Raw genomic sequence first — 11,189 nt, 5'->3', positions numbered from 1 at the left:
GAGGGGGTAAGCTTACGTCAACGCCACATTCAACGACGATTCCGGCAATTCTCGCCCGAAGCTGCGCTGATAGAATTCGGCAACGATCGGCCGTTCCAGCTCGTCGCACTTGTTCACGAAGGTAACACGGAAGGCAAAACCTATATCGCCAAAGATATCGGCATTTTCCGCCCACGTGATCACCGTGCGCGGGCTCATGACCGTCGACAGATCACCGTTCATGAAGGCATTCCGCGTCAGGTCGGCGATGCGCACCATTTTGCTGACGATGTCGCGGCCTTCCTCATTGCGATAATGCTTGGCTTTCGCCAGCACGATTTCGACTTCCTTGTCGTGCGGCAGGTAATTCAGCGTAGTGACGATCGACCAGCGGTCCATCTGGCCCTGGTTGATCTGCTGCGTGCCGTGATAAAGCCCGGTGGTGTCGCCGAGCCCCACCGTATTGGCCGTGGCAAACAGGCGGAAAGCCGGATGGGGCCGGATCACCTTGTTCTGGTCGAGCAGGGTCAGGCGGCCCGACTGTTCCAGCACGCGCTGGATTACGAACATCACGTCCGGGCGGCCGGCGTCATACTCGTCAAAACACATCGCGATATTGTTCTGGAGAGCCCACGGCAGAATACCGTCGCGGAATTCGGTGACCTGGAGGCCGTCGCGAATAACGATCGCGTCCTTGCCGACCAGATCGACGCGGCTGATGTGACTATCGAGGTTCACGCGTACGCAGGGCCAGTTGAGCCGAGCAGCGACTTGCTCAATATGCGTGGACTTTCCGGTGCCGTGATAGCCGGTGACCATCACACGGCGGTTGCGTGAAAAGCCGGCGAGAATGGCAAGCGTCGTCGGACGGTCGAACAAATAGTCCGGGTCAAGATCGGGGACATGCGGATCGGGCTCGGAATAAGCCGGCACTTCCAGATCGGAATCGATTCCGAAGACCTGCCGCACCGACACCTTCATGTCGGGCAGGCCCCCGGGGCCTTGGGCGATCTCTTCACTTGCAGTAGCCATTGTTTCTCCGTGGCGCCGGCCAGAACCAGGCGCATGACGCTTTCAGGTTGGCAAATCGGTTATCAAAGCCAACTTAGCAGAAAGGCGAAGCCCGACGAAACCCGCTTCGCTTTTGCGGAAGCAGGTGCCAACCAATAATATAGGTATATCAATGGCTTCGTAAAAGGCTGAGCTGTGTTGCCGTGCCCGCAAAGCGGCTAAAATAGGGTTCGCTCAGCAAAAACCGACCGATTTAAGATAATTATAAGCTTGGATGATCTCAATCAGCCGATCTTCGGTCGAGCGGTCGCCGCCGTTGCTGTCGGGATGGTGCCGCTTCACCAGGTCGTGGAATTTAGCCTTGATCTCGCCTTTCGCTGCACTGACTTCCAGCCCAAGCGTGTTGAACGCCTTGCGCTCGGCATTGCGGATGGTCCGGCTTTCCGCGATCTTGGCTTTGGCCCGGGCAGAAGCCTTGGCGCTGCCCTCGCCACCGAGCTCCCGATACATGGCAAAGGGGTCGATCCCGTTTTCCGCGTAAAAACGGCCCGGATCGTCCTGCTTGTTGCCCGTTCCCATCTTCCAGGTCGGGCGATGCCCCGTCAGCGCATCCTTCTGATATTTGCGGACGTCATCGTCGCTCATGCCCTGGAAGAAATTGTAGGACTGATTGTACTCGCGGACATGATCGAGGCAGTAATGCCAATAGTCCTTCTCGCGACCACGACCCTTCGGTGCGCGATGCGTCCCTTCCTTCTTACAGCCAGCCCATTCGCAGGCTTGCTCGGCCTTGCGCGGACGACGATCCTCGCCGGGCTTTACCCGGATGCGGTCAAAGAATGGTGAATCAAACTTCATCGTTGTTAGTATGCTTACTTTACGCGCGAACCTGCAAGACTTGACATTTCGGAGATCAATACCGTTTTGACAGTCTTGATACGCCGACCGGATTTTTTTAGCACGGCGCCGTAAAGCCGCCGCGAGATTCAGAGTCAAGCCGACATGCAGACCAAAGATGTCATCACGAAGAAATTGACGGAAGCTTTTGCGCCGGAAAGCCTTCGTGTGGAGGACGAGTCACACCTGCATGCGGGACATGCCGGGCACCGGCCTGGCGGAGAAACGCATTACCGCGTCTATATTGTGTCGGAAGCGTTCCGCGGCAAGTCGCGTATCGAGCGACACCGCTCCATCAACGCTGCGCTCGCCTCGGAACTTGCCGGAGGGGTCCATGCGCTTGCGATTCATGCCGCCGCTCCCGGCGAGGGCCAATAAACCACGATCACGATCCACTCCGACAGCCTGGGGGTCACACTTTCTCCCTGGGCCGCATGGAAGGATTACCCGTCCTGGGCCCAATAATATCCGCCATGACGTCGGCGATCGCCAGAACAGGTTTCGACGTTTCCAAACCCTCCCGAATGTAAATTCCAGCCTCGCAAGTGGGGAGCGAGGGCAAATAATGTTCGCGTGCGATCTTTAGATCGGCAGGAACGACGCGTTCGGGCAGAACGAAATAGCCCATCCTGGATCGCAGGGCCGCAAGGTGGCCAGCAAGGTCGGATGCAACAAATACGATCAGGTACTGCAGCCCCGCATTCTCAAGCGCTTCAATGGCAGCCTGATCGGATATGCCATGAGGCCAGCTTAAAAGGGGAATGGAAGCTCCCGGACTCAACAAAAAATCACGCGCACAAGACCAGCACAATTGTTCTGACCAGCGATAGATGGGCTGCGCCGGAGGATTTCTGGGCGAGACAATGAACGCCAGGTCAAGATAGCCGCTGGCCAGGCTGCGGGCGAGGTCTTGAGAGGGCTCGCAGGAGAACTGTGTCCGTTCGCCATCGGAGCCACCTCTGCAAGCGACAATCACGTTGGACAACATGCTGTCAGCAAAAACATTCGGAATACCGATCCGCAGCGACTTCGAGACCGAGCCGGAACCCGACAAGGACAGAATCTGGTCATTCATTGCAAGGATGCGCCTTGCGTAACGGCTGACGATCTCGCCCTTTTCGGTCAAGGAAACACCGAAAGCCGATTTGGCAAAGACCTCGCCGCCGACAAGCTGTTGCAAGCGCTTGATCTGCGCACTGATCGCCGGCTGCGTTAAACGCAATTGCTCGGCGGATCTTGTAAAACTGCCGGTTTCCTGAATGCTGACAAACGATCTCAGCAATTCGATGGGTATATTCATGCTCTCATGCCGCCGCTGCATCGGACCCGTCCCTCGTCAGTAAACGACTATGCACCCTTCAGGCTTCGAACCACCCGGAATCAAATTTTCGATCGACATCCCTTCGCTTCACGAATGGTTTCCCAAGCTGCAAATATGTCCGTACGCTCCCTGTTATCGACCTGAACACATCGGCCACCTATAAACTGGCGGTCGAATCTTCTTCGCATACTGCTGCGGGCTGACATGAAGCGCGCACTTTAGAATGCGAAGTGCTGAATCGGAGTCTTCGTTACAATTTTCAAACAGGCCGGGGCGCATCGTCGCGAAGACAATGCTATGTCCAGCCCGACACAACCGAAGCCCTGTTCGACGCCTACATACGATATGAGGTCGACTGACGGACATGCGCAGAGGGCCGCTGCAAGCGCAACCTTGCAATCGAGCCGACGTCGATGACGGTCACAAAGGACCGCGACACATCGAGTAAATTTGCCGCTCCCAAATCGCGCTGCATATCGAACCGCACTAAAGGCATGTCTATGGACATGTTTGGTAGACGCAGTTCACGCAACCCACGAGTGCAATGATAGCCGTTCCATCAAAATAGCCAAATAATCAAATAGTGAAATCAACAAATGAAAATCCGCCAAAATGATTGCATTTGGCCCGTCAACGCCAAGGCTATGCCTCGCATCTCCTAAAACGATCGTTGATTATACCACCTTTCCGTGCACGGGCGGGCTTGACGATAACGCTTAACCACCCATCGCTGGCGTCAGCGGAGTAATCCGAAGTGACGTGATGCGATTTCGGTCTTTCAGCAAAACCCCGAAACGGAAGCCATAGAACGTGAATGTTTGCCCGACATCGGGAATCGATCGGGCTTCGTGAATGACAAGACCGGCAATTGTGGTTGCTGTCTCGTCCGGCAAATTCCAGTCCATAGCGCGGTTGAGGTCGCGGATCGGGATGCTGCCATCCACATGCACTGATCCGTCTGGCTGTGGCCACAAACCCGGCAAATGCGTATCGCGCTCATCGGTAATATCTCCGACGATTTCCTCAAGAATATCCTCAAGCGTCACCAATCCCATGACCTCGCCGTATTCATCGACGACGAGCGCCAGCGGAGTTTTGCGACGGCGGAATGCTTTGAGCTGCTCGGTGAGTGGGCGCACCGTCGGTACAAACCACGGTGGACGAGCGAGCGAAACAACATCGATCTTCGATAAGTGGCCGCCGGCTTCCTGAACAGCGACCAGCAAATCGCGGACATGCAGAATACCGACGAAATTGTCGGGCCTGCGGCTCCAGAGCGGAATGCGGGTCACCGGCAGACCGAGAATCGCTTTCACCACATCTTCTGGCGGATCGTCGGCGCATACCGTGATCATCTCGGTGCGGTGGATCATCACATCGGACACTTCGAGTTCCCGAAGATCCAGCACACCACCGACCATATCGCGATCGTGCTTTTCGACGCTGCCATTGCGGTGGAGAAGGTCGACAGCTCCCCGCAGCTCCTCGCGAGCGGACAGAATCGGCATATGCTCATCAATGCGCAATCCGAAGCTCGCCAGAAGAAGGCGAACAAATTTTTCGATCGCAATAAGAAGCGGACCCAGCAGCCACACGACCCATCGTATCGGCCGCGCGACAATCAGAGCAACACGATCCGGCGCTTTGATCGCAATCGTTTTCGGCAGCACTTCTGTGAAGACCACGACAATGACGGTCATTGCCACCATTGCGTAGACGATGCCGACATTGCCAAACCATGTCAGCATCAATCCAGTCGCTAAAGACGAAGCTGCGACATTGACGGCATTGTTACCGAGCAGAACTCCGCCGATCAACCGCTCACGCGCATCTAGCAGCCGGTTGACGATTCCCGCGTTCGAATTGCCGGCCTTTTCCATGCGCAGCATACGCGCGCGGGAAAATGCCGTCAGCGCAGTCTCGCTGCCGGAGAAAAAAAACGACAACGCGAGGCAGACCAGAATCGCCAGCAATACCAGCCAGTCTTGAACGTCCATCGCTTAGCGCAGCTGATCGGTCAGGAATTCTCGAACATCGGCGACATCAACGTCCGGAGCGATGAAGCTCTGTCCGATACCATGCGCCAAAATGAAGGTGAGGCGGCCCCGCCGCACTTTCTTGTCCTGGGCAATGAGATCGAGCAACCATTCCGCACCAGGCTTCTCGCCCGGAATATCGGAGATACGCGTCGGCAATCCGACAGCCGAAAGGTGGCGGACCACGCGCTCCGAATCGGCCTGTGAACACAGGCCGCGCCGCGCCGAAAAGGCAAAGGCCAGCGCCATACCGATGGAAATGGCCTCGCCATGATAAAGCCGGTCGGAGAAGCCAGCCGCCGCCTCCAGCGCATGCCCGAAGGTGTGACCGAGATTGAGCAAGGCGCGGTCGCCAGTTTCGCGCTCATCCCGCGCCACGATCTGCGCTTTCATCCGGCAACTGACCGCAATGGCATGTTCTCGCGCCGGACCACCGGCAAAGACGTCGCGCCAGTTGTTTTCGAGCCAGGCGAAGAAATCGGCGTCGCCGATCAGCCCGTATTTCGCGACCTCGGCGTAGCCGGCGCGCATGATCCGCACCGGGAGCGTGTCGAGCAGAGCGGTGTCGGCGACAACAAGGATCGGCTGGTGAAAAGCGCCGATGAGATTCTTGCCGAGACGCGAATTAATCCCGGTTTTGCCGCCGACCGACGAATCCACTTGTGCCAGCAAGGTCGTCGGCACCTGTACGAAATCGAGTCCGCGACGGACGGCGGATGCAACGAATCCTGAAAGATCGCCAATCACGCCGCCACCCAATGCAACGACGAGATCGTTGCGCTCGATGCGGGCCGCAATCAATTCTTCGCAGACGCGCTCGAAAACCGGATAGCTCTTTGACGCTTCCCCCGCGGCGACAAGAACCCGGCTGGTGGTGATCCCGGCCTCGTTCAATGAGGTCTCCGCCGCCCGCAGATGATATTCTGCTACCGTCTCATCGGTCACGATCGCCGCACGCGCGCCGGGACGTAGCGCAGCCACACGCTCTCCAAGGCTTGCAAGCAAGCCGCGGCCAATCACGATGTCATAGGCACGACCGGCCAACGCCACTTCGACCGTAATCGGATCATTGTTGCGAAGCGGCGCCGTCATGGCTGTGCTGCTCCTGGCGTAATCGAAATTCCAAAATGGCCCAATACAGCCTCGATCGTCTCGTCCACAATCACCTCATGCGACACATCGCGCGACTCGATCGTCACATCGGCCAGCGCATACACGGGATAGCGCTCGTCCATGAACCCTTGCAACGTCGCTGCCGGGTCCGGCGTCCGTAACAGCGGGCGATCGCTGCGCCGCTTGATCCGCCGCATCAGCACATCGAAATCCGCCTTCAGCCAGACCGAAACACCCTTCTCAGAAATCAAGCGGCGCGTTTCGGGGTTCATGTACGCGCCGCCGCCCGTTGCAAGAACCTGCGGCCCATTGTCCAGCAAACGCGCGATCACCCGCGCCTCACCGGAGCGGAACTCCGGCTCGCCGCGCTCCTGGAAGATTTCCGCGATCGTCATCCCGGCCGCTGTCTCGATTTCGGTATCCGCATCCACGAACGGCAAAGCCAGCCGTGTCGCCAGCTTGCGTCCGACCGAAGACTTTCCGGCTCCCATCATGCCGACAAGGACCAGCGAGCGCCCGCCAAGCGCACCCACGAGGGCGGCTTCGGGCACATCCACGGTCGATACGTTTTCGGCGAGACTTTGCGGCATGGTCGGGTTCCGCGGCGACTTTTGAGGCATTATAGCACGGGCCGGATATTGCAACCCGCCTGGCCATTTGAGGCTTTTCCTGACGCCAAAATTCGCGCAGCGAGCGCGATGGGCTGAAGGTTCTTGTCTAGACGCCGCGAACATGGTGGTAGTCGTCCTGTCCGTTAACCACCACGCGTGCGCAGCATGCCGACTCTCTTCCGATTTCTCGCAACTGTCGGGATCATCATCGGTGTGGTCTATGGCAGCATGGTCGCGCTCGCGGTGCTGGTTCAGCCGGAGACCCGCGAAATCACCGTGACGATTCCGCCGGACCGGTTTGCCAAGCAGCGTTGAGATTAATTTCGCAGGCACCTGACAAATGGCACGTCCTGCAGCGGATCGAGGCGAAGCCCAGATCGAGCTCTTTCTCGACATGCTGGCCGCAGAGCGTGGCGCGCGTCCGAACACATTGTCAGCCTATCGGTCCGATCTCGATGAATTCAGCGGCCATCTCCCGCCGACCGGCAGCCGCATCGTCGATGCGACAACCGACGACATCCGCTCCTATCTGAGCGATCTGACGCGGCGAGGATTGGCGCCGGCATCGGTCGCACGAAAATTATCAGCCATCCGCCAACTCTATCGTTTCCTCTATGCCGAAGGCCACCGTGGCGACGATCCGGCAGCCATCCTTGAAGGTCCGAAACGAGGCCGTACTTTGCCCAAGGTGATGTCGGTCTCCGATGTCGACAAACTCATTGGCACCGCACGCGAACAGGCCGACCGCTGCGAGCAATCAGTCGCCGAGAGACAGCGTACAGCACGGCTCTATTGCCTGCTCGAATTGCTTTATGCGACCGGACTGCGTGTCTCCGAACTCGTGGCTCTGCCCTCTTCCGCGGCACGGCGCGACCAGCGCATGCTGATGGTACGCGGCAAGGGCGGCAAGGAACGCATGGTGCCTCTGAACGACGCCGCGCGGCAGGCGATGACGAATTACAGAGCCTTGCTCAAGGATACCCGGAATGAAAATTCGAAATGGCTGTTTCCATCCTTCGGGGAGGAGGGCCATCTGACCCGCCAACATTTCGCAAGGGATCTGAAGTCGCTGGCGGCGGCAAGCGGCTTGCGGCCCCAGGCGATCAGCCCGCATGTGCTCCGCCATGCCTTTGCCAGCCATCTGCTTCAGAATGGTGCGGATCTTCGGGTGGTGCAGACATTGCTCGGCCATTCCGACATTTCGACGACGCAAATCTATACCCATATCCTCGAAGAACGTCTGAAGACGATGGTTCGCGATCTGCATCCACTCACCGACGCAACGGCTCCGATGAAAAGCGGGCGTTAACGCTCAGCGAAAGACCAGCCTTTAACCAGCATCCCTGATCTTGTTTGCTTGACTTGCGCACCCCAAAAGGTCATGTGCGCCCGCTGCGTGCCATCCGGCTCCGCCGGTCCAACAATCCGAAAGACGATGCGCTCTTACCTCGATTTCGAAAAACCCGTCGCCGAACTCGAGGCCAAGATCGAGGAATTGCGGGCCGTGCAGACGGAGGGAGGCGGCGAAGTCCAGGTCGAAGAAGAAATCTCGCGTCTGGAAGCCAAGGCCTCACAGACACTGCAGGAACTCTATCAAACGCTGACGCCGTGGCAGAAGACACAGGTCGCGCGCCATCCGCAGCGGCCGCACTGCCTGGATTTCGTTGCTGCTATCATTGACGATTTCGTGCCGCTGGCTGGCGACCGCAAATTCAGTGACGACGACGCCATTGTCGGCGGATTTGGCCGTTTCCGCGGCGAAAGCATCTGCGTGATCGGCCACGAGAAGGGTTCGACCACCGAAACCCGGCTGAAGCACAATTTCGGCATGGCCCGCCCGGAAGGCTACCGCAAGGCCGTCCGGCTAATGGAAATGGCAGATCGATTCGATATTCCGGTTCTGGCGCTGGTCGACACCGCAGGCGCCTATCCTGGCATCGACGCAGAAGAACGCGGTCAGGCGGAAGCCATTGCCCGCTCGACCGAGGCCTGCCTCAATCTCGGCGTGCCCAATGTCGCGCTGGTTCTGGGCGAAGGCGGCTCAGGCGGCGCGATTGCCATCGCCACGGCCAATCGCGTCCTGATGATGGAGCACGCGATTTACAGCGTGATCTCGCCGGAAGGCGCCGCCTCGATTCTCTGGCACGACAGCACCAAAGCGCAGGAAGCTGCGACCAACATGAAGATCACGGCCCAGGATCTGATGCGGTTCGGCATCATCGATACCATCGTCAGCGAGCCGATGGGTGGGGCCCACCGCGATCCAAGGGCGGCCATCGAGAAAGCCGCGGACACCATCGCCGCATCATTTGCCGAGCTGAAGTCTTATGATCGCGACATGATCCGGAAGATGCGGCGGGAGAAATTCCTCGCAATCGGCCGTGGAAAGCTGTGAATTTCTGCAGTAAAATATTACCGCAAGCGGCCTTGCGAAGCCGGTTTTTCAAAAATTAACCTTACTGAACAGCGGGCTCGCAAACATACTCCGGCCATAAAGATGCCGCGTTGAAAGCCTTTATTTTCGGCAGTTTTTACTGACCGTTCATTGTGGTATGGTCAACAGAATGGGGAACCGTACCGCCCTTGCGAAGCCCGCATTTGGGGGTTAGCAATCGGGTATGTGGGGGACTGCCGACCGTGGGGGCTAAAGCGTTGCCGTTGCGCCCTGATTTTCTTCGGACGCTGATGCTGTCAGCGGCGCTGCTCGGGGCTGTGACCGTAAGCGGCTGCAAGACCGAAGGCAATTTCCCGAGCGCGGCCAAGGCCAACGCGCCAATCCCACCCAAGCTGCTGGCAGATATCGCCGAAAAGAACATGGACGTGAGCTCGCCAATCCTTGTGCGGGTGTTCAAAAGCGAATCCGAACTCGAAGTCTGGAAGAAGGATCGCAACGGTCAGTTCGCGCTGCTGAAGACCTACCCAATCTGCAAATGGTCCGGCGATCTTGGCCCGAAGATCAAGGAAGGCGACCGGCAGGCGCCGGAAGGTTTCTACGATATCACCCCTGGCCAGATGAATCCGAATTCGCAGTTCTATCTGGCGTTCAACATGGGTTATCCGAACGCGTTTGATCGCGCGCATGATCGCACCGGCGCGCATCTGATGGTCCATGGCGATTGCTCATCGCGTGGCTGTTACGCGATGAGCAACGAACAGATTTCGGAGATCTTCGCGCTCGGCCGCGAATCATTCTTTGGTGGCCAGAAATCCTTCCAGGTGCAGGCTTATCCGTTCCGAATGACTGCGGCCAACATGGCCAAGCACCGCAACAACCCGAACATGCCGTTCTGGCGCATGCTGAAGGAAGGCAACGATCATTTCGAGGTGACGCGTCTCGAGCCGAAGGTCGACGTCTGCGAGAAGCGCTACGTATTCAACGCGGCGGCTCCTGGCGGCAATTTCTCGCCGATGAGCTTCAGCCCGAGGGGCAGATGCCCGGTCTACGAAGTGCCGCGAGAAATTGCCGAGGCAGTGCAGTCCAAGCAGCGCAACGATGAGCTGCAATTCGCGCAGCTTGCCGCCCGCAACACGCCGACCGCTCCCATCAAGAGCGGCCGTGACGGTGGCATGCACCCGACCTTCATTGCCAAGCTCCGCCCGCACGAGATTATCGACGAGCGCGGCAATGCCAAGCTGATTGTTGATCCGAACAATCCGGGTCCGATGGTCGCCTTCAGCGCATCATCGCCGAGCGAGGACGAGGTCACGAACTCGGCTGCCGTCTCTGCGCCGGTTCAGACTGCCGATGTGCCACTGCCGCGCAACGCACCGCAGACCAAGATTGGCATGCGTCCGGCTCCGGAGCTCACCTTTGCCGAAAAGATCGGAAACTTCTTCCGGGGCGGCTCGCGTGAGCCGGAAGCAGCATCGACCCGAGTTGCCTCGGTTCAACCGATGGCTCCTGCTACGCCCGCTGCCCCGGCCCCGCAGCGGGAGACGGTACGGACCAAAGTATCCCGCATGATTGGTTTACGCGGTTCAAGCGAAAAGCAGGCTGAGGTTCCAACCCGGGCAGCGCCGTCCGCCTCTGCATCGCGCACACCGAGCGAAACACCAAAAATGAAAACCGCAGCCGCACCGGCTGCCGGCGAAGCCCCTGCACCCCAGCCAGCTCCGACCGCAACTCCGGCGTCGCAACCGACGGGTAGCGTTATGAGTGGTTCTCAGCCGATCCCGCAGGCTTCGAGCTTTGAAAGCCGTTTCGGCGCTTTCCGTTAAAAG

Annotated in this window: 11 protein-coding genes; 5 read left to right on the top strand and 6 right to left on the bottom strand. The window is 58.5% G+C overall.

From position 1 onward, the window contains the following. Nucleotides 1-12: 12 nt before the first annotated feature. Both cobS and CAK95_RS10525 read right to left on the bottom strand, forming a co-directional pair. Nucleotides 13-1,011, bottom strand: a complete 999-nt coding sequence (gene cobS / locus CAK95_RS10530) for a cobaltochelatase subunit CobS (RefSeq protein ID WP_086087879.1) — start codon at nucleotides 1,009-1,011, stop codon at nucleotides 13-15. Nucleotides 1,012-1,224: 213 nt separating this feature from the next. Continuing rightward, on the bottom strand, nucleotides 1,225-1,848 hold the full coding sequence (locus CAK95_RS10525) for a J domain-containing protein (protein ID WP_086087878.1): 624 nt from the start codon (nucleotides 1,846-1,848) through the stop codon (nucleotides 1,225-1,227). A 144-nt stretch (nucleotides 1,849-1,992) separates the two neighbouring features. Between CAK95_RS10525 and CAK95_RS10520 the strand changes: the two genes are divergently transcribed. Beyond that, entirely contained in the window at nucleotides 1,993-2,265 is a 273-nt protein-coding gene (locus CAK95_RS10520; RefSeq protein WP_086087877.1) for a BolA family protein, read from the top strand. A 34-nt stretch (nucleotides 2,266-2,299) separates the two neighbouring features. Here the strand turns inward: CAK95_RS10520 and CAK95_RS10515 are convergent, their stop codons facing one another. From CAK95_RS10515 to CAK95_RS10500, 4 genes are all read right to left on the bottom strand, one after another. Beyond that, nucleotides 2,300-3,187: a LysR family transcriptional regulator gene (locus CAK95_RS10515; RefSeq protein ID WP_183044234.1), complete on the bottom strand. Its 888-nt coding sequence runs from the start codon at nucleotides 3,185-3,187 to the stop codon at nucleotides 2,300-2,302. Nucleotides 3,188-3,924: 737 nt separating this feature from the next. After that, the gene (locus tag CAK95_RS10510; RefSeq protein WP_086087875.1) at nucleotides 3,925-5,205 is read right to left on the bottom strand and encodes an HlyC/CorC family transporter; all 1,281 of its coding nucleotides are present in this window, start codon (nucleotides 5,203-5,205) and stop codon (nucleotides 3,925-3,927) included. Nucleotides 5,206-5,208: 3 nt separating this feature from the next. Continuing rightward, nucleotides 5,209-6,336, bottom strand: a complete 1,128-nt coding sequence (gene aroB, locus CAK95_RS10505) for a 3-dehydroquinate synthase (protein WP_086087874.1) — start codon at nucleotides 6,334-6,336, stop codon at nucleotides 5,209-5,211. Then, nucleotides 6,333-6,947: a shikimate kinase gene (locus CAK95_RS10500; protein ID WP_086087873.1), complete on the bottom strand. Its 615-nt coding sequence runs from the start codon at nucleotides 6,945-6,947 to the stop codon at nucleotides 6,333-6,335. Before CAK95_RS10500 ends, aroB begins: the two co-directional genes overlap by 4 nt. 186 nt (nucleotides 6,948-7,133) lie before the next feature. Between CAK95_RS10500 and CAK95_RS10495 the strand changes: the two genes are divergently transcribed. From CAK95_RS10495 to CAK95_RS10480, 4 genes are all read left to right on the top strand, one after another. Beyond that, entirely contained in the window at nucleotides 7,134-7,283 is a 150-nt protein-coding gene (locus tag CAK95_RS10495; protein ID WP_086087872.1) for a histidine kinase, read from the top strand. Between the two features lie 25 nt (nucleotides 7,284-7,308). Further along, nucleotides 7,309-8,277: a site-specific tyrosine recombinase XerD gene (locus CAK95_RS10490; protein WP_086087871.1), complete on the top strand. Its 969-nt coding sequence runs from the start codon at nucleotides 7,309-7,311 to the stop codon at nucleotides 8,275-8,277. Nucleotides 8,278-8,391: 114 nt separating this feature from the next. Further along, on the top strand, nucleotides 8,392-9,363 hold the full coding sequence (locus tag CAK95_RS10485) for an acetyl-CoA carboxylase carboxyltransferase subunit alpha (RefSeq protein WP_086091331.1): 972 nt from the start codon (nucleotides 8,392-8,394) through the stop codon (nucleotides 9,361-9,363). Nucleotides 9,364-9,653: 290 nt separating this feature from the next. Then, a complete protein-coding gene (locus CAK95_RS10480) occupies nucleotides 9,654-11,186 on the top strand; it encodes a L,D-transpeptidase family protein (protein WP_183044233.1) in 1,533 nt (510 codons plus the stop codon). Nucleotides 11,187-11,189 lie beyond the last annotated feature (3 nt).

The organism is Pseudorhodoplanes sinuspersici (genome assembly GCF_002119765.1).
Taxonomy (GTDB): Bacteria; Pseudomonadota; Alphaproteobacteria; order Rhizobiales; family Xanthobacteraceae; genus Pseudorhodoplanes; species Pseudorhodoplanes sinuspersici.
The sequence above is the reverse complement of the archived record's forward strand: the minus strand, read 5'-3'. Positions and strand labels throughout refer to the sequence as shown.